Below are 18,871 nucleotides of genomic sequence, written 5' to 3' on the forward strand. Positions count from 1 at the left end.
CCGTCGACCGCAAGACCTCTCCCTCTCCCTCTTGGAAAGGCAACACCCATTTTAGGGATTGCCATCTTCCTCTCCACGGAAAATGCTTGTCTTCTGACAAGAAAAATCCGTTTGAGCGAGAGGGCCGGCATGGCACCAGAGTGGCTGGAACGGGTCGTGGCGGAATTCGGTGAACGGTGCGCACAAAAACTCCACCGGGGGGTGGGACAGGAGGAGGCAGCGATCCGCGGCCCGGTCGAGCACCTACTGACCGCGGTCGGGCGGGCCCTGGGGCTAGAAGTGGTCGCCCACGACGAAGCCGCCACGGCCAGCGGGGCCAGACCTGATTTCGCGGTCCGGGTGGACGGGTTGATCACCGGACATGTGGAGCTGAAGAAGCCCGGAACGAACCTGGCCCCGTCCGCCTTCACCGGCCACAACCGGCGCCAGTGGGAACGCCTCAAGGACCTCCCCAACCTGCTCTACACCAACGGCACCTCGTGGCGGCTGTACCGCCACGGCGACCTGATCGCCGCCACCACCTTCACCGGAGACCTGACCACGGCAGGACGCACCCTGACCTGCCAGAGGCTGGAGGCGGAAACCCTGCTGAAGGCGTTTCTACGCTGGACACCGCCGCCGATCACCACCGCCACGCACCTGGTGGAGGCGGTGGCTCCGCTGTGCCGACTGCTACGCGCATCGGTGCTGGACCAGCTTGATGCCGAACACCGGGCCGTCAAAGCCGGAGCCGACCCGGACGACCAACCCTTCTCGGTCCTGGCCCGCAGTTGGCGCAACCTGCTGTTTCCCAGCGCCACCGACGAGGTGTTCGCCGACGGCTACGCCCAGACCCTCACCTTCGCCCTGCTGCTGGCCCGCACCGAAGGCATCGACGTCGCCGGCCTGCCGCCCACCGAGATCGCCCAGCGGTTGGGGGCACACCAGAACCACTCGCTGATGGGCCAGGCCCTCAAACTGCTCTCCGAAAGCGCGGTCGAGTCCTTCCACCTCACCCTCGACCTTCTGCGCCGCATCGTCGGCGCCGTCGCGTGGGAGCCGATCTGGGCCGACCGTGACGACGCCTACCTGCACCTGTACGAGTCGTTCCTGTCCGTCTACGACCCGGAGTTACGCAAGGAGTCCGGGTCGTACTACACCCCGGTCGAGGTTGTGCAAGCGATGGTGCGCCTCACCGACGAGGTATTGACCACCCGGCTCGACGCCACCGACGGCTTCCTGTCGCCGGCGGTGACCACGGTGGATCCGGCCATGGGTACCGGCACCTTCCTGCACGCCATCATCGACCACACCGCCACGCGCGCCGCCCAGACCGACGGTCCCGGCGCGGCGGGGGCGGCCGTCAGCGACCTGGCCCGCCGCCTGATCGGCTTCGAACTGCAGATGGGCCCCTACACGGTCGCGGAGATGCGCACCGTGGACCTGCTGAAAAGCCACGGTGCCGCCCCGCCCCCCACCGGGCTGCGGCTGCACGTCACCAACACCCTGGACGACCCCTACGCCGACGTGGTGGCCCTGCCCGGGCTGACCGCGCTGTCGAAGTCGCACAAGCAGGCCAACCGGATCAAGGCCGACACCCCCGTCACCGTGGTCATCGGCAACCCGCCCTACCGGGAACGCGCCGAAGGGCAGGGCGGCTGGGTGGAGCGCGGCTCGGCCAACACCGACGCCCTCGTTCCGTTGGACCGGTTCCGCAAGGAAGGCAACGGCCGTGTCGAGTACGTGCTCAAAAACCTCTACGTCTACTTCTGGGCCTGGGCGTGCTGGAAGGTGTTCGACGCCCACCCCACCGACCGGCACGGGGTGATCTGCTTCATCACCACCAGCGGCTACCTCAGGGGCCCCGGCTTCAAGGGCATGCGCGCATACCTGCGCCGCACCTGCTCAGAAGGCTGGATCATCAACGTCTCCCCCGAGGGCATGCGCCCCGACGTGCCCACCCGAGTCTTTCCCGGCGTGCAGCACCCGCTGGCCATCGCCATCTTCGTGCGCCGTGCCGACACCGACCCCGGTGTTCCGGCCGACATCCGCTACACCCAGGTCACCGGACACCGCGAGGACAAGTACACCCAACTCGCCGCCCTCACCCTCAGCAGCGACGCCTGGAAACCGGTACGCACCGGCTGGGATGCCCCGTTCCTGCCCGCAGCCGACTCGGCCTGGGACGCCTTCCCCGCGCTGGGCGACCTGTTCTGCTGGACCGCGCCCGGTATCAAACCCAACCGCACCTGGGTCTACGCTCCTTCCCCAGAATTGTTGGAACGCCGTTGGCAGCGGCTCGTCAGCGAACCCGATGCCGAAAAGAAACGCGTTCTCTTCAAGGAAAGCCGCGACAGGAAGCTGGACACAGTGGTGGGGCCCCTGCCCGGGTTCCCCGACCGTCCCTCAACGATTGAAACTGAGACAGGTCCCCTTCTCGAACCAATCCGCATTGCTTACCGGTCATTCGACCGCCAGTGGACTATCCCGGACAACCGCCTCTTCCACGGTCCCAGCCCAGACCTGTGGCGTGCGCGCCTTGTCCCGGGCCAAGTCTTCTTGAACGAGCAGCACTCCCAGCCCGTCTCCTCGGGCCCGGCGGTGGTCTTCTCCACGCTCATCCCCGACATGGACCACTTCAAGGGCAGTGAAGGGGGCCGCATCCTGCCGCTGCGGCATCCCGACGGTGCCCCGAACCTCGCCCCCGGTCTTCTCGTCCACCTCGGCCGCATACTCGGGGTCCCTGTGACGGCTGTGGATGTGGCCGCCTACATCGCCGGCGTCACTGCGCACCCTGCCTTCACCAAGCGGTTCGCCGACGAACTGACCACCCCGGGCATCCGCGTTCCCCTCACCGCCGATACCAGCCTGTGGCAGGAGGCTGTCACGGTCGGCCGTGAGGTGGTCTGGGCAGCCACCTACGGGCAGGCCTGCGCCGCCCCCGAGGCCGGACGTCCCGAGGGCACCATCGCCTTCGCTCCCGGCGACCCGCGGCGTCCCAAGAACCTCACCCCCATCGGCAAGGAGCCGCCCGGCACGATCACCTACACCGAATCTCCTGGGGGTGGGACGGTTCACGTGGGCCAGGGCACGTTCGGCCCGGTCACTCCGCGCATGTGGGCCTACGACGTGGCGGGGACGAACGTCCTGCGCAAGTGGTTCTCCTACCGCAAGGCCAACCCCGGCGGGAAGAGGACCAGCCCGCTCGACGACATCCACCTGGCGGCCTGGCCGCGCGAGTGGATCACCGAGTTCAACGAACTCCTCACCGCGCTGCGCCGCATCACCGACCTGGAACCCGCCCAGGCCGACCTGCTGGACCGCGTCCTGGCCGGCCCGCTCCTCACCACCAAGGAACTCGCAGCCGCAGGGGTGCAGTTCCCGCAGACCTCCAAGGACCGCAAACCCCGCCGTACTCTGCTTCCCGGCGACACCGGCAGCGATCAGGGCACGCTCCTGTGAGACCGAAACGACGTCCCGCCTCGGGACTGCGCCGCAGTCGCTCGGAGGTTCGTCGGGCAGGGCTGCCGACGCCGGCAGCCCTGCCCGACTCCCCTGTCTCCAGGGGCGTGGTCCGCCACCGTACACGCACAGCTTCCCGCACGCCCCGGAGTTGGGTGGAGGCCCATCCCGCGGCCAGCTCCGCGGTCGCGGCCATCCGCTCTCGGAGGAAGGAAACCGGTCGAAACACGGTGTCACGGTAGAACACCTCCGGTTCCGGCCTGTCATGGCAGCGGTGAGGAGCAGGACCGGTCGGCAAGTCCGGGCCTCCGGTGCGGCTCCTCGCCTCCTCTGGCGCTGGGAGCCCGCGGACAGGACGGGTGTGCGCTGTTACCAGGACACACCCCACAGGGATCTCCTGCTTCCGCGCCGGCGTGGTCCCTATCGCCGACCGGCACGGCCGGGGCCGAAGCCACTCCGTGTTCCCCGCGGGGGCCCGGCGAGGCGTGCGGTCTTCGCGTTCTCTCTTCTTCCCTCTTCACCGCTGTCCGGTTGGACCGGCCCCATCGCCGACCCCCGGTACGGCGTCGGGCGAAGCAGCGGCCTCGACAGCCCGGCTCACCCCTGCAACCCCACCGAACCCTTCTCACACGGCTCCCCGGACGAGTGGGCCGTGGTTCCTGGCGTGGGGTGAAGGAGCTGGTCCACACCTTGATAGGCAAGTGGCCACTTGCCTATAGTGGGGGTGTGGCCGACGCACTCTTCAAGGCCCTGGCCGATCCCACCCGCCGCACGATCCTCGACGAACTCGCCGAGCGGTCGGGACAGACCCTGTTCGAGATCTGCTCGCGGCTGAGCATGAAACACAACATCGGCATCTCGCGTCAGGCGGTCTCCCAGCATCTCGCGGTCCTGGAGGACGCCGGACTGGTCAAGAGCCGACGAGAGGGGCGCTACAAGTTCCACGACCTGGACACGGCACCGCTGAAACACATCACCGAACGATGGACCACGCCCCACGAGCCGGAGAGCACACCATGAGGATCCACCTGACCAGCGTCTTCGTCGACGACCAGGACAAGGCTCTGCGCTTCTACACCGAGGTGCTGGGCTTTGTGAAGAAGACCGAGGTGCCGCTGGGCGAGGACCGGTGGCTGACCGTGGTCTCACCAGAGAACCCCGACGGAACCGAACTGCTGCTGGAACCCGCGCGCCACCCCGCGGTGAAACCGTACCGGGAGGCACTGGTCAGGGACGGCATCCCGGCCGCCGCCTTCGCCGTGGACGACGTGCACGCGGAGTTCAACCGGCTCCGCAGACTCGGAGTGCGTTTCACCCAGGAGCCCCTGGAGGCGGGCCCGGTCACCACCGCGGTCCTGGACGACACCTGCGGCAACCTGATCCAGCTCGTGCACCAGGCCTAACACGGCACCCGAAGCCCCGGCGGACCGGACGGGCTCCGCTCCCCACCGCGTCTCCAGAAGGAACCTCTGCCTGCTCATTTACCGAACTCCGCCGCAGGGAAAGCAGCGAACTCCTTCTGCGAGGACCTGCATTCCCGCCGCCTGATCCACTTCGGTGGGGATGACCGAATGCGGGCATCCGCCTTCCGGTCGCGTGCTTTCTTTGGGATCATCTGGGCCCGTCCCCTATCTGGAGGCGGTGTCGTGGTTCATCCCCTGGGTGATGGTGACCCCACCCGGATCGGCCCGTACGAGCTGTTCGCCCGGCTGGGCGGGGGTGGAATGGGCAGGGTGTTCGCGGGCCGTTCACCGGGCGGCCGCCTGGTGGCGGTCAAGGTGGTGCGCCCCGAGCTCGCCGACGATCCGGAGTTTCGGCGTCGTTTCGCGGTCGAGGTCGCCGCGGCACGCAAAGTGGGTGGTTTCTACACGGCCCAGGTGGTGGATGCCGATCCGGACGGGGACCAACCGTGGCTGGCCACCGCCTACATCCCCGGTCCGTCCCTGCAGGCCGCGGTGACCGAGCACGGTCCTCTGCCGCCCGCGGCAGTGGCTCGACTGGGGGCCGGGCTGACCGAGGGGTTGGCCGCGGTCCACGCGCACGGCCTCGTGCACCGCGACCTCAAACCGGCCAATGTCCTTGTGGCCGAGGACGGGCCCCGGCTCATCGACTTCGGTATCGCCCGGGCTCTGGACACCACCTCCCACACCCGGACCGCCACGGTGCTGGGCACCGCCGCGTTCATGTCTCCCGAACAGGTCACGGCCCAACAGGTGGGTCCGGCCTCGGACGTGTTCTCGCTGGGCTGTGTGCTGGCGTTCGCCGCCACCGGCCGCAGTCCCTTCGGCGAGGGCCCCCTGCACTCGGTGGTCTACCGGGTGGTGCACGCTGATCCCGACCTGTCGGATCTGCCCGCACCACTGGTCGACGTGGTGGCCGCCTGCGTGGCGAAGGACCCGGCGGCCCGCCCCACCCTGGACCACCTGCTGGCCGACCTGACCGCCCTGGCCCCGCCCGGGCAGACCCCGCTCCACGGCGGCTGGCTTCCCGACCAGGTCACCGAAGTCATCACGCGGCAGCGCACCCTGCTGCTGACCTTGACCAGCCCACCGACGGAACCGCCCGCCAGCGCAGGCGAATCCCGGGACGACGGCCCTCAGCCCAGATCCGGCGCAGCCGAGGAAACGGACAGCCGGGGGAGCCTGACGATCGGCAACTTCAGTCCCGCCTTCCTGAGCGTGACCGTGGACGGCACGGCACTGGACACGGTCCCCCCGAACGAGATCCGCACCTTCTCCCTCGCTCCGGGATGGCACGCGCTGCTGGTCCAGGCCCCCGGACGCCGCGACGTGCTCCGACGCGTCGAAGTGAAGACCGGTGCCACCACCAGACTGGCTTTCGACCTCCCCAAGGCGCGCCGCGCCGAGCCGCACCCCGTGCAGGCGGTGACGTTCACCGAAAGCAAGTTGCGAGAGCTGGTCTTCGGAGCGGTGAGCGGACTGCTGCTGGTCGCGGTGGTCTTCGGGATGATCGTGCTGGCAACCACTTTGGCAGAGGCAGGCCTGCCCGATTGGAAATGGGATGAAACGCTGTCGACCGTGGGGATGATCGGCCTGGGCCTCGGCCTGTTCCTCGGGCTCAGAGCCGCTGCCCATCCCTCCCGACTCACTGTGCGCAGCAGCGGGATGGCGATGACGGCGACCTTCTTGGCCACCCCGCAGAAGTGGAGCTGGAACAGCATCGGACAGGTCAGCGTGATCAACTACGGCCGCAGCGACATGCTCGTCCTCTGGCCCCGCAAAGCCGACACCCCGCTGCGGGGAGCGAACGGTCCGGACGGGACCGTCAGATACCACATCAAGGGCTTCGGAGTGCGAAACGCGCAGGCCCGGGAACGGTTCCACCTGGTCCTGCGCTGGTTCGCCAACGACCTCTACCTCGAACAGCCGGAGTGACTCCATCACCTGCGCTGCCCTCGGACCGCCGCCCGGTTCATCGCGCCGGGAGCAGCCGGATCTTCCGACCAGGCGATCCGGACAGTCGTTCCGGCACGATGACGGGTGGCTGGGCAGCGGTTCCGGTCATCGTGACGGCACAACGTTGACGCTGTTCGACACTGTTGGTGCCCGGCATGTCTGTGAAGGCCGCGCCGGGCCTCCTACCGCAGGCCAATCGGCTCGCCTGCCAGACCTTCTCCGTGCCTTTCCCCGGCCGGGGGTCAGCTCACGGCCCGCTTGACGAGGGCCGCGATCATCTCCTCAGCCTTCTCGGTCAACTCGGTCACGGCGTAGGAAGTGGGCCACAGACCGCTGGAGTCGTCGAGGTTCGCCTCGGTGGTGAACCCGAACGACGAGTAGCGCTCCTTGTCCACCTTCCCACTACGGAAGAAGCAGAGCACCTTTCCCTTCCTGGCGTAGGCCGGCTGCCCGTACCACAGTTTCGGCGCCAACTCCGGTGCGGTGCCGGTGACGATGGCGTGAATGCGTTCGGCCACCCCGCGGTCGGGTTCCTCCATCTCGGCGATCTTCGACAGCACGTCCAGTTCGTCGGCGGCGGCTTTGCTGCCGCGACCGCGCCCCGACTCCTTCCTCAACTCGGCCGCGCGTTCCTTCATGGAAGCGCGCTCCTGCTCGGAGAAGCCCTCCGACCTCCTGGTGCTCTTCCCCGAGGCATGGGTACTCATGGTCGTCCTCCCCTACTCGTGGCCAGTGCGGGACACCCGTCACGCTAACCCCGCCGAGACGCCCAATGCTTCTCGATTCCTGACCAGCACCACGGTGTCCCCGACCACCGGAGACGGCCCCTCCCCGACAGGTAGTGCTGTCTGCGAGGAACCGATCTGCGCATCCCCACGTGCGTGGGGCTCACTCGGCCTTCTTGCTGGCGTACCAACCGCGGTCCGGTCCATCCCCACGTGCGTGGGGCTCACGGTTTCGAGGGTCTTCAGGACCTGGGCCAGGACGGTCCATCCCCACGTGCGTGGGGTTCACTCCTCGGACACGGGGATGAGCACCGCCAGTTTCGGTCCATCCCCACGTGCGTGGGGTTCACCGGAGATCGATGGGAGCGAACTCGTCGTGGTCCGGTCCATCCCCACGTGCGTGGGGCTCACCTACGAGGAGTCCGTGAGCTCTGCCGTCGCGTCGGTCCATCCCCACGTGCGTGGGGCTCACCGGGGTGCCTATTGTGCAGGCGTGGATGCCGGAGGTCCATCCCCACGTGCGTGGGGCTCACCCGAACGCGACCCAGTTGGTGACCTTGGCGTGCGGTCCATCCCCACGTGCGTGGGGCTCACGGCGCGGTCGGCGACCAAAACCGCCTGGGTCGCGGTCCATCCCCACGTGCGTGGGGCTCACTGTCAGCCCCCACGTGCGCCCACACGTGGGGGCGGTCCATCCCCACGTGCGTGGGGCTCACCACCAGGCCGCGAGAGGCCAGGATGTCGGCGTCGGTCCATCCCCACGTGCGTGGGGCTCACACGGCGGGCAGGACCCTGCCGGTCAGTACCCGCGGTCCATCCCCACGTGCGTGGGGCTCACCACCTCCACCGGGGACAGTATTTGACTCGCCACGGTCCATCCCCACGTGCGTGGGGCTCACCGCCCTCGTCGGGGTGCCAGCCCGGCGAGGGCAGGTCCATCCCCACGTGCGTGGGGCTCACATGAGGATGATGAGGGATGCGACTGGGAGTGCCGGTCCATCCCCACGTGCGTGGGGCTCACGACCGCGCGGGCGCGTTCGCGGCGCGGGGCGACGGTCCATCCCCACGTGCGTGGGGCTCACCGTTGATGACCTGCACCTTTGCAGGCCGTTATCTCCGCGTTACCACCCTTCCGGGACCGGGGGCATCTCTTGTTCCGCTTCCTCCAGTGCTGACAGTTGGATCAGCTGGAGCCCGTCGAAATCGACAGTTGTGCGGCGACGCTCCCCTGCGGTGCGGATGGTGAAGCCCTGCTCGTTGTCGTCAGGGTGAACACACACGGCGGCTCCGACACCCACCGAGGCGCTCACCACCGACCACAACTCGTCCCGGACGCGGGCACTCATCGTGCCCACGTACACGCCGGCGACCGGTTCGAGCATCCACCTCGACAGTGCGCCTCGCACGTGGTCGGGGACGGCTGTCGTTGCGATCATCACGAGCCTGGCCATCAGGACTCCCTGTCATCCGCGGTGTGTTCCGCGTAGTTCACGCCTCCGGCGACGGCTCCGGCCACCGGGTCCCACAGGTCGACGACCTGCCACGGTCCTCCCGACCTCGGCGTCTCCTCTTCCGAGCGGTCCTCGTCCGGGGAGTCCGGGGAGAGGAGGGCCTGCACGTCCCGGACGATCTGCGGGATGAGACGGTACAGCTTCAGGTCCTGGCGGAGCCGGAAACGCGCTTCCCGTTCCGGGTTTTCCGCCCGGCTCAGGGAGAAGGCGAGGGGAACGGTGGTCTGCGCTTTGTAGAGGTCGGCGATGTCGTAGACGAACGCGTCCTGTTTGCCGGAGTGGACGAATCCGAGCGCGGGATGGCAGCCCAGGTGCGCCAGCACCGAGTGCACCACCCCGTAGAGGGCGGCGTTGCCCGCCGACAGTGCCTTGTTGACAGGGTCCTGGTCGTCCCAGTCGTGGGGATCGTAGTTGCGTTTGAACGGCTTCACCCGGTTCTTGGTCGCCAGACTCCGGTAGAGGGCCTTCATGCGGGCCCCTTCGAGTTGCCGCAGTCTCTCGACGGACGTGCTGGGAGGCGGTTCCGCGCCGAACCGCATCTCGTACATCCGGGTGGCGATCTCCAGGCGGCGCTGGTCGTCGGAGTAGGCGCGGGCCTGCCGGTCGATCCACTTCGTGGTGCGGTTGGGGGCGGGGAAACTCCCGTAGTTGAGGATGCCGCCCGCACCGCAGTTCACGACCGTGGTGTTGTGGCGCATGAAGGTCGCCATGGCCGGGCTGGTGATCGAGGTGCCCGGCCCCAGCAGGACACATGCCAGCGACGCGGTGGGGATGGGGACTCGGTGCACGGCTCCGGCGTCGGTTTCGACCTCCGCGCACACCCCGGTGTCGGTCTGCACCACCCGGCAGATGTCCACGAACAGGAAGGACAGCCCGTCCGACACGCGCGGCAGCATCGCCAGTGTCGGACGGGCCAGCGCCTTGCGGGCGTTGTCGGTGCTCATCTCACTCCTCGACCAGGGCGAGGCTGAGCAGTCCGCAGCCGTAGGACTTGCCGCGCCCGATGCCGTTGAGCACGGCGGCACGCACCGCGTCGGCGTCGGCGATGACGGCGCTGCCCTCGAAGCGCACGGCCGGGTGCCGGATCTTGCGGCGGCGGTGGGCGGTGCCGGGGTCGCGGGCGTCGTCGAGCGCCTGCGCGTAGGCGCTGCGCAGGTCCAAGCCGTTGGCGGCGGCCCGGGAGTGCCACCACTGGTCGGCGTCCGCTCCGCGAAGCGCCCAGGTGTACTCCTTCGGTTTCGGTGGCGGCTCTTCCAGGCCGAGGCGCCTGGTGTTGTTCTCGGACCTGCCGAGCCGTTTGGTGGGGCTGGCCACGATCCGGTAGCGGACGTGGCCGCCCTTCTCCAGCCGGGCCAGGAAGGGATCGAGGTCACGCGTCTGGACGTCGTGGTATCCGGGGCCGAGCCGGTCGAGCCGCAGCGGGGAGCGGCTCTGCACGAGCAGGTGCAGACCGGTCCGGGTCTCTTCGATCCGGAACAGCAGGCCCGACTGCTGGCTGGGGTTGGCGACCCGTTCCTCGCCGAGGTCGGCGGAGAGCCGGATCAGTGTGCGGTGCAGGTCACCGGCCGTGCGGAAGTCGGCCCGTGTCTGGCGGTGCCGCAGGTCGGGGACGATCTTGGTGAGCCACGTCATGCCGCCTCCCCGGCGTACTGTCCGACGTATGCGAAGAGTTTTTCCTGGTAGTCCCTGCCGGGGCCGGCCACCAGCGCCGAGGGGACCTCGGTGGGGACCACGCTGATCTGTCGCCGGGCGTAGCGGCGGCTCCCGCTCTCGAACGAGAGCGGGACGTCGCTGAGTACGGCGGTACCGCGTGCGTTCGTGTGCTCGCCGTGTTCGTGGATCGTGTCCACGACCACGGTCGTCGTTCCCTCCTCCACCCTGCGGTGGGGCAGCGGGACCGCCTGTACCAGTTCCCGTACCGGGTCGGCGACGCGGCGGCGCAGCACCAGCAACGGGTCGGGAACGAACGCACGCCGTCCCAGGTAGGGCTGCCAGTGCGGTGCGGCCAGCGCGTCGGCGACCTCGTCCGCGCCCGGTCCGGTGACGGCGACGGTGAACACCGCGTCGGCCAGGTAGGAGCGGCGGGTGACGATGGTCGTCTGCCCCTCAGGGCGCCGTTTTCCCTCAGCCGTGGGCACGGTGCGTTCCCTGGGTAGGCCGCCGCCGATCGTGTGGAAGTCGCTGAGCCGCACCCCGGCCCGGTCGACGCGGACGGTGAGGTCCAACTCCGCGTAGCGGTCCAGGGGGTCGCCGCGGCGCACCCCCTGGGCTGCGGCGAACATGCCGACCAGACCGGAGCGGCTCGGGTAGGGCAGGGTGTCGCGTTCCCCGAAAACGCTGTGCTCGCCCCAGCTCTGCATGGGCCCGGCCAGCCGCATCAGGAACCCGTTCACGCCCGCTCCCCGGCGAAGGCGGCCGCGACCATCGCCTCGATGAGCTCCGGGTAGGAGTCGTGCCGCCCGCCCAGTGCGGCGAAGTCGCTCTTGTCCTCCACGGTCGCGTAGCCGCGGACCGCGTCGTCGGGCCACACCTCGCGGAGCCGCCCGGCGTAGCGGTCCAGTTCCTGGCAGGCGCGGGCGGTGTAGCCGTCGCTGCCGTACAGCGCGGTCTCGAACGCGGGCGCGAACGAGACGGGCCGATCAGAGCGCACGGCGACGTGGACGAGGTCGGGCAGGGTCATGGCGGCGGTCGCGTTCTGCTTGCCCGACGGCACGGTGCTCACAAAGGCACGCAGGAACTCGGTGATCGCGGTGCGGGCCGCCTCGGCGTCGCCGGTGTTGTCCACCAGCTGGTCGAGGTTGACGTTGGCGTAGCGGTAGAACGTTCCGGCGCTGAACTGCCCGGCGTTCATGTGGCCGCTGCCGCGGTCGTTGTCCTTGGGCACGTCGTCCACGGCGGTGAAGAAGTCGACTTCCACGGCGGTGCCGTGCACGGTGAACGCGTGCGCGAACTGCACCGCGCCGTCCACCTCGGTGGAGGGCAGTTCGGCGAGCATCCGGCCGAACAGGTTGACCGAGACGTTGCGGCTCTTGAGGACCTCGGTGATGCGGTCGGCGGGCAGCACCCCCTTGGGGGTCTTCTTGGCCGCCTCCTTGGCGACGGCGTCCCGGTGCTCCTCGGCGATGGCGGCCAGTTCGTCGATCGCGGGAAGCGGCAGGTAGAACAGGACGGAGGTGGCGGGCAGCTCGCCGTCCTTCTCCTTCTCCAGCTTGATGCCGCTCTTGCCGACCGACAGCACGACCTGGCGGGCCCCGGCTTCGGCGAGCTCGGCCTCCCAGCCGCGCTCCCGGAGCCGTTCGGCGATCGTGCTGATGATGCGGCGGGTGCGGATGGCCCTGTCGCCGAGGCGGGCCTCCACCTCGTGGCGGACCGCGCGCTTCCAGCTCTGGCTGGACACGCGGGTGCGTTCCTTGCCGCCGTACACGAGCGTCTTGGGGGAGCCCAGGTCGTCGCGGTTGATGTTGGAGTAGGGCAGGGTCTGAATGGCGTGGATGTCCAGGTAGGTCATGCTGCTTCGGTCCCCTCGGTGGTGTCGTCGTTCTTGGCTCGGTCCGCTTCGCGGCGCAGGGTCTCCAGGGTGCGGTGGTAGCTCTGCACCCACTCCTTGGCGACCTGTCGGGGGGTGCGGCCCCAGCGGGCCAGGTCGCGGGTGAGCAGGCCCCAGTCGACGTGGACGTCGTCGCCGCGCAGGTGCAGCACCAGGCGCGGCAGGTGGCGGTGGACGCCGTCGAGGTTCTGGCGGGCCAGCAGGTGCAGGCGCTGCTCGGTGGTGTCGGCGTTGAGGCCTCTCTTGAAGACCGCTTCCGCGAGAGAGACTCCCAGGTTGGGTCGCTGCCGCGGTTTCTCGTCCGCGCTGCCGCCGCCCTGCTCGGCGGGGGGCGTCTCGGCGGCCGCCGCGCTGTCCCGCTCCTCCTCGGCGGTCTCCGCGCCCTGGTCTCGGGCGTTTCTGGGCTGGGCGGCCATGATCGCCGCCACCGCGTAGAAGGCGCGCTCCACGGCCTGGGCTTCCCACGCGGACACGGGACCGCGGCGGTCCTCGTCGCTTCGGGGAACGGGAACGTGGGGCGCGACCACACGGTGTGCGGCCAGCATGCGCGGATCGTCGGGTGTCAGTCCCACGCCGCGCCGCAGTGCGGCCCGTGCCGCCGGTTCCTCGACGACGAGTTTGCTCACCCGCTCCACCAGGGCGTCGGCTTGTTGGAGTACGTAGTTACCGTTCACGCGGCCTCCTGTCGCGGTGTCCAGTGGTCGAACAGGGCGCTGCGGTGCCGCTCCACGACCTCGGCCACGCGCGGACGTTCGCAGTAGGGGCCGGTCACCTCGTCGTAGGCGGCCAGCGCCACCAGGTTGAAGGCATTGCCGGGCCCCGCCGTGCCCGGGGTGTAGCCGCGGGCGGGCCGGTCGTAGACGACGTCCCAGAAGACCGGCTCCGCCTGCGACCAGTAGCGGCTCATGCCGTGCCGGACCCACGGCCCGACACCGGTCTCGGTCTTGGCGCCACCGCCAGAAGAACTACTGGAGCCGGGGCTGTTGCTCTCCTTCCACGCCTCCTTGAACGCCTTCTCCAAGCGTCGACCGAGCGCCTCGGCGGCCTTGCGGGCCAGGCCGATGCGGCGCACGGTGCGGGCGTTCTCGGTGTCGTCGGTCTCGCTGTCCACCAGCCAGCGCAGCACGGCGGGGGTGGTGGCGGTGAACCACTGCTTGTCGCGGGTCTGGCCGTCCTGGTCGAACCCGAAGGCGCGCAGCCGCAGCGCGTCCAGCACCTCCTGGGGAACCTGTGCCATGCGGGTGCAGTGGTCCAGGATGCGGGGCCGGTAGTTGCCGTCCTCGCCGTGGCGCAGCAGGGAGTCGAGGTCGCGCCACACGGCGCGCTCGGCCTGGGCGGGGCGCGGGTAGACCCGTCCCTCCTTGCTGGTCTGGTGGATGAAGTAGGGGTCGAGTTCCGGTGGGGCGCCGCGTTCCCGCCATGCCCAGGTCACCCAGGCGTCCACCACCTGCGAGCCGTCGGGCGAGGGCTGCAGCAGGACGGCGTGGCGGAACTGGTTGACCAGAAGCCCGGCCAGGCCGGTGGGCTCCTCCGGGAGGCCGAGCGGGTCGTTGAGGTCGGGCCGCTCCCACGGGGCGAGGTCGGCCTCGCCGGTGCCGGGATAGGGGATGTTGAGAATCAGGCTCTCGAACAGGGTGCGGCCCAGCGGGTGGTAGGAGACGGTGCCGCGCAGCGGACCGGCGGTGACGTTGCGTTCGCTTCTTCCTCGGACAACACGGGTCGAGCACATTCCCGACGGCCCGTAGCCCAGGGTCGCCAGCAGGTGCCAGGCCGCCTCGGCGGTGTCGAGCGGACGGGGGTCGAGGTCGTGGTGGTGGCCGCCGAGCCACACCTGGTTCTGTCCGGCGGTGCGCCCCCACGCCAGTTTGTTGACGCCCGAGCTCTTCGGGCACTCCTCACGCAGGCGCGGGTCCTGCAACCAGGGGCGTTCCGGGTGGAACAGGTCGAAGCGGCCCGCATGCTCGGCGAAGTACGCGTCGACCGCTGCGGGGTCGAGGCGGCCCTCGCCGAGGAGCCGGCTGCGGCGGGCCTGCCACCTCGACTTCGGGTTCTTGCCCAGCGCCTGGTCGAGTCCGGTGATCCGGGCGGTGACCAGTGCGAGCAGTCGCCACAGCACGGCCGAGGCGGGGGGAAGCGGGAGCTCCACGTCGGCGAGTTCGTGGGAGCGGACGAGGACGTCGCGCAGCCCCAGCATCTCAGGCGCGGCCAGGACGTCGCGGCCGCGCGCGACGAGCCACGGCGCGGCGGTCAGGTCGAATGACGGCGGTGAGGAAATGGCTCCTCCCACAGGGACATACGGGACAGCCGACGGGCACGGTCGGCTGGATCGGACGAGATGGACGGCACGGTAGCCGCCTGCGGTGACAAGAATGTCAGGGCTGCGGAGCAGGCGAGGGAGATCTGCGAAAAATCCCCTCAATTGACTAAATGCGACCCCTTGCACGTTCGTTTCAGAACGAAAACGGACTGCAAAGAACAGGAAAGCCCTGACGCCACTGCCAGGGCCCTCCGTTTGGTTAATCGTGCCGTTCCAGATCTGGGCAGAGAGCCTGTCCCCAGGGTCACACTCGTCTACCGATCATGCGCCTGGAGCCACGGGGAACAGGGGCATGGCCGGTCGTTCTTCAGGTCGGCGAGGAAGTTCACGAGAACTCTCCTCTGATCCTTTCGATCAGCCTGCGCGACGCATCGGGTGGGAGCGCAGCTCCCCGAAGGGGTGCGCATAGTGGTGCAGCTCGTCGGGTGTATCGACCGCTGTTCCGGAGATCCGTGTCTCTGGACAGGGATCTGCCTCGATCGGGAACCGTGATCACTTGGAATCCCGCCATGAGTTCGGGGTGGAACTCGGTCGACATCGGAACCACGTGGATCATCTCCCCCGCCCCGGCGCACCTCCCGGGGACTCGCCCACGTGCTGTGCTCCGTGCCGGGGACGGCCCGGTGACCGTCGCGTCCACGTCCTTTCCGGCGTCCCGGCCCGTGTGGCCGCCGCCCGCCGGTTCGTCGCCGCGGCGATCCGCCTGCCTGTGCCCGCAGGCCACCGCCCCGGACGAGGTGGTGGACCGGGCCGTCCTGATCACCTCGGAACTGGCCACCAACACCCTGCGCCACACCCACTCCGGCGACCCCGGTGAGACGTTCACCGTCCGGGTGTGCACCAACACCCGCGGCGTGCACCTCGCCGACCAACTCTCCACCACAAGGCCCGCACGTTTTTGGCACTGCGGTCAGAAAGGCCAGCGATTCTGACCGCAGTGCCAAGATCGTTGGCTAGAAGACCAGCCCCTTACGCGGATCGAGCAGCCACTCGCGCCCGCCCGCCTCGGTGGGGAGCACGGTGCCCTCCTCCGTCACCTGCTGGGGGATGAGCACCAGGTCGCGCAGGTGGAACGACTCCCGCCACGCCTCGGGCGACCGGTAGGCCTCGGACAGCCGGTCGAACCAGAGCCCCATGCGCACCGGAACCGTCCGGGCCACCAGGTCACGGCAGTCCGCCACGGTGAACCGGCCGCCTTGGCCCGTCCCCTTCTCGGGAAGTTCGACCGTGCAGTCGCGGTCGAGCCAGCGCTGCCCCGCCGCGTCGACGTAGTAGCACAGCACCCGCACCGAACCGGCACCGAACCGGGTCGCGAGCAGGTGCTCGTCCACGTCGAAGTCGAACTGGGTGAGCCCGTGCAGACTGTCCTCGACCTCGTCCACGTCGGGGATGACCGCGTTGCGGGCCAGGCCGCGCTTGGCCAGCTCGTCCCCCATGCGTTCCAGGTCGGCGTCCAGGTCCTCGGCGAGCGAGTCGTCGTCGTACACGTCGTCCACCAGTGACTGCACGTCCTCGGGAATCCGCACCGGTTCCCCGTCCCGGCGGCGCAGCAGCGCATGCGTGCGCTGGAGCAGCGACAGCGGGTACACCGCCTGCCAGGAACGGGGGAACCGCGGCGGACCGTCGGCCTCGGCGTCCTGCTCGGGAGTGAGCACCACGAGTTCGGGACGCTCGGCCCACGCGGGACGTTCGACGACGTCCAGGTGCTCGTGCCGCCAGCAGCGGCCCGCGCGTTGCAGCAGCAGCGACACCGGCGCGATGTCGCTGACCATCAGGTCCAGGTCGAGGTCGAGGGACTGTTCCACGACTTGCGTGGCCACCAGAACGGCGCCGTGCGTCGGCCGTTTCCCGTGCTTCGCGCCGTCCTTGCCGAACAGGTCGACGACGGTCTCGGTGATCTCGGTGCGCTGCCGGTTGGGGAACCGCGAGTGCAGCAGGTGGAGCTCGGGGGCGTTGCCGCCCCGCTCCGCGAACCAGCCCGCGAGCAGGTCGTAGACCTCCTGGGCCTCGGCGACCGTGGTGCAGATGACCGCCGCGCAGCCGCCTCCCTCCAGCAGCGGGGTCAGCTCCCTGCGCAGCGCCTCCGACCGGTCGGGGCTTCCGTTCCTGACTGGTATGTCGACGAGCCGCACCGCCAGCGGCTCGCGTGGAGTCGTGGTGATGGGCACGGGATCGACGTCGGCGCTGCGGGTCACCTTCCCGGTACGGGCGTCGGCGTGCAGCCAGCCGGGGTAGGAGACCTCGGGGACGGGCTGCGGCTCAGACCTGCGCCAGCGGTATCCCCGGGCGCCCTCCAGGTACGCCTTGACCAGCGAGTTCGCGATGCTGTGGTGCAGGGTCGCCGACAGCAGCACGACAGGCGTGTCGAGCGTGCCCAGCCAGCGCAGCAGCTGCTCCAGGAGGAGCTGCATGTAGGGGTCGACCGCGTGCGCCTCGTCGACGACGACCACCTTCCCGGCGAGCCCGAACAGGCGCAGCGCGTTGTGCTTGGCGCGCAGCACCGCCATGAGCGCCTGGTCGATCGTGCCCACCGCCCAAGAGGCGAGCAGACCGCGTTTGCGGCCCATCAGCCATTCGGTCGCGGCGAACGGATCGCGGTGGTCGGCGCCGTCGGAGAGGACGGTCGACACTCCCGGCGCGTCGGCGGGGGCGTAGTCGGGATTCAGCCACGCCATCGAGTGCAGCAGGGCCAGGGTTGAGGGACGGGCCGGATCGGTGCCCTTCGTGCGGTGCCGCGCGTACTCCTTGAAACGGGAGTGCATCTGGTCGGCGGTGGCTGTGGTGGGCAGCGCCAGGAAACGGCCTGGGCGTCCGGTCGCCGCACCGAGCAGGTCCGCCACGTGGTAGGCGGCCTCGGTCTTGCCCTCGCCCATGGGGGCGGTGATCAGCACCAGCCCCGGGCCGGTGCACAGCGACGGCAGGTGTTCGGCCAGCGAGGTCTGCAGGCCGTTGGGTTCGTCGATGTGGGGAAACGACTTGGCGAACGTGGCCGGGGGAACCGTGATCGGCCGCAGGCCGGCGGCGTCCAGCAGAGCGGGGACTCGTCGCTGCGACTCCTCGAAGTGGGTGCGCAGCGCGGACACAGAACCGTCGGCGGGAAGGGAGCCGAGGCGTTCCAGGATGAAGTCCTCCTGGCTGACCAGCCAGTCGGCGAGGATGACCAGCCCGCACACGACCGCGGCCGTCGGCCCGTCCAGCATGTCCGGTGCTCCGGGGCAGCCTGTCGCGTCAAAGACCGCGTGCAGCAGTGCGCGACGCTGCTCCTCCCACCGGGCGGAGGAGAAGCCGAGTTCCACCAGCGGACTGCGACTGTGGGCAGTGGGGTGTTCGTGGAAACGACCGTGGTGGCCGCCGAGCAGCTGGGCGGCCAGCCACGCGGCCTGTCCCGTGGGCGGGTAGCCGACCGAGGACAGCACGAACGGCAGCCACTGTCCGGTGGCTGCGGCGTGGGACCGTCGTTCGCCGCTGAGTTCCTCTCCGGGATAGTCGGACAGGTCCACGGCGATCTGCTGCTGGAACTCGCGGGTCAGTTTCCCGATGTCGTGCAGCCCCGCCCAGAAAGCGATGCAGCGCCCCGCGTGCTCCTCGTCCGTCTCCATGGCCGAGGCGATCGTCTTCCGCAGCCCAGGAGACAGGTACTCGCGCCACAAGACGAGTGCCGCAGCGGCGGTGTCCAGGGAATGGCAGGCGAGCGGGTACACCTTCCCCCGGAGTCCGCGTTCCTTGGCCCAGAACCTCAAGTCGACCGACGGGGCGCCGCGCTTCCCGTCTGCGGGGTCGTGCTCGGGCACGTTTCCTCCCCCATTCTGCTGTCTCGGTACGCGCAGAACGTAGCGAGCAAACCGCCGCGAGCGGGGCGCTTTCACGAAAATGGCCTAAAGTGGTGCCAGTGAGAAGGCTGCCCGCAGGATAGG

At 69.4% G+C, this 18,871-nt stretch carries 14 protein-coding genes and 1 CRISPR repeat array; of the genes, 5 read left to right on the forward strand and 9 right to left on the reverse strand.

What is annotated here, in order from left to right:
• The first annotated feature begins 129 nt into the window (after positions 1 to 129).
• From FOF52_RS06605 to FOF52_RS06620, 4 genes are all read left to right on the forward strand, one after another.
• Positions 130 to 3,441 carry a type ISP restriction/modification enzyme gene (locus FOF52_RS06605; RefSeq protein WP_248592951.1) on the forward strand — a complete coding sequence of 1,104 codons (3,312 nt, stop codon included), beginning with the start codon at positions 130 to 132 and terminating at the stop codon, positions 3,439 to 3,441.
• Positions 3,442 to 4,167: 726 nt separating this feature from the next.
• Positions 4,168 to 4,461, forward strand: a complete 294-nt coding sequence (locus FOF52_RS06610; RefSeq protein ID WP_248592952.1) for an ArsR/SmtB family transcription factor — start codon at positions 4,168 to 4,170, stop codon at positions 4,459 to 4,461.
• On the forward strand, positions 4,458 to 4,844 hold the full coding sequence (locus tag FOF52_RS06615; RefSeq protein ID WP_248592953.1) for a VOC family protein: 387 nt from the start codon (positions 4,458 to 4,460) through the stop codon (positions 4,842 to 4,844). The genes FOF52_RS06610 and FOF52_RS06615 overlap by 4 nt, the downstream gene beginning before the upstream one ends.
• Positions 4,845 to 5,087: 243 nt before the next feature.
• Complete coding sequence (locus tag FOF52_RS06620) at positions 5,088 to 6,836, forward strand: serine/threonine-protein kinase (RefSeq protein ID WP_248592954.1); 1,749 nt, start codon at positions 5,088 to 5,090, stop codon at positions 6,834 to 6,836.
• A 263-nt stretch (positions 6,837 to 7,099) separates the two neighbouring features.
• Here the strand turns inward: FOF52_RS06620 and FOF52_RS06625 are convergent, their stop codons facing one another.
• From FOF52_RS06625 to casA, 8 genes are all read right to left on the reverse strand, one after another.
• Positions 7,100 to 7,564 (reverse strand): DUF1801 domain-containing protein, encoded by a 465-nt coding sequence (locus FOF52_RS06625; RefSeq protein ID WP_248592955.1) that lies wholly within the window; start codon positions 7,562 to 7,564, stop codon positions 7,100 to 7,102.
• Positions 7,565 to 7,720: 156 nt separating this feature from the next.
• Positions 7,721 to 8,664: direct repeats of the CRISPR family, unit length 29 nt; unit sequence CGGTCCATCCCCACGTGCGTGGGGCTCAC.
• A 39-nt stretch (positions 8,665 to 8,703) separates the two neighbouring features.
• On the reverse strand, positions 8,704 to 9,033 hold the full coding sequence (cas2e, locus tag FOF52_RS06630) for a type I-E CRISPR-associated endoribonuclease Cas2e (RefSeq protein WP_248592956.1): 330 nt from the start codon (positions 9,031 to 9,033) through the stop codon (positions 8,704 to 8,706).
• On the reverse strand, positions 9,033 to 10,037 hold the full coding sequence (gene cas1e, locus FOF52_RS06635) for a type I-E CRISPR-associated endonuclease Cas1e (RefSeq protein ID WP_248592957.1): 1,005 nt from the start codon (positions 10,035 to 10,037) through the stop codon (positions 9,033 to 9,035). The genes cas2e and cas1e overlap by 1 nt, the downstream gene beginning before the upstream one ends.
• A 1-nt stretch (position 10,038) precedes the next feature.
• Positions 10,039 to 10,725, reverse strand: coding sequence for a type I-E CRISPR-associated protein Cas6/Cse3/CasE (gene cas6e, locus FOF52_RS06640; RefSeq protein ID WP_248592958.1), 687 nt, complete (start codon positions 10,723 to 10,725; stop codon positions 10,039 to 10,041).
• Positions 10,722 to 11,486, reverse strand: coding sequence for a type I-E CRISPR-associated protein Cas5/CasD (cas5e, locus tag FOF52_RS06645; RefSeq protein ID WP_248592959.1), 765 nt, complete (start codon positions 11,484 to 11,486; stop codon positions 10,722 to 10,724). Before cas5e ends, cas6e begins: the two co-directional genes overlap by 4 nt.
• Positions 11,483 to 12,601 (reverse strand): type I-E CRISPR-associated protein Cas7/Cse4/CasC, encoded by a 1,119-nt coding sequence (cas7e, locus tag FOF52_RS06650; protein ID WP_248592960.1) that lies wholly within the window; start codon positions 12,599 to 12,601, stop codon positions 11,483 to 11,485. The genes cas5e and cas7e overlap by 4 nt, the downstream gene beginning before the upstream one ends.
• Positions 12,598 to 13,314 (reverse strand): type I-E CRISPR-associated protein Cse2/CasB, encoded by a 717-nt coding sequence (casB, locus tag FOF52_RS06655; protein WP_248592961.1) that lies wholly within the window; start codon positions 13,312 to 13,314, stop codon positions 12,598 to 12,600. The genes cas7e and casB overlap by 4 nt, the downstream gene beginning before the upstream one ends.
• Positions 13,311 to 14,927, reverse strand: a complete 1,617-nt coding sequence (gene casA / locus FOF52_RS06660) for a type I-E CRISPR-associated protein Cse1/CasA (protein WP_248592962.1) — start codon at positions 14,925 to 14,927, stop codon at positions 13,311 to 13,313. The genes casB and casA overlap by 4 nt, the downstream gene beginning before the upstream one ends.
• Positions 14,928 to 15,580: 653 nt before the next feature.
• Between casA and FOF52_RS06665 the strand changes: the two genes are divergently transcribed.
• Positions 15,581 to 15,889: an ATP-binding protein gene (locus tag FOF52_RS06665; RefSeq protein WP_248592963.1), complete on the forward strand. Its 309-nt coding sequence runs from the start codon at positions 15,581 to 15,583 to the stop codon at positions 15,887 to 15,889.
• Positions 15,890 to 15,910: 21 nt separating this feature from the next.
• Here FOF52_RS06665 and cas3 read toward each other — a convergent pair whose 3' ends face one another.
• Positions 15,911 to 18,748: a CRISPR-associated helicase Cas3' gene (gene cas3 / locus FOF52_RS06670; protein ID WP_248592964.1), complete on the reverse strand. Its 2,838-nt coding sequence runs from the start codon at positions 18,746 to 18,748 to the stop codon at positions 15,911 to 15,913.
• Positions 18,749 to 18,871 lie beyond the last annotated feature (123 nt).

The organism is Thermobifida alba (genome assembly GCF_023208015.1).
Classification (GTDB): domain Bacteria; phylum Actinomycetota; class Actinomycetes; order Streptosporangiales; family Streptosporangiaceae; genus Thermobifida; species Thermobifida alba.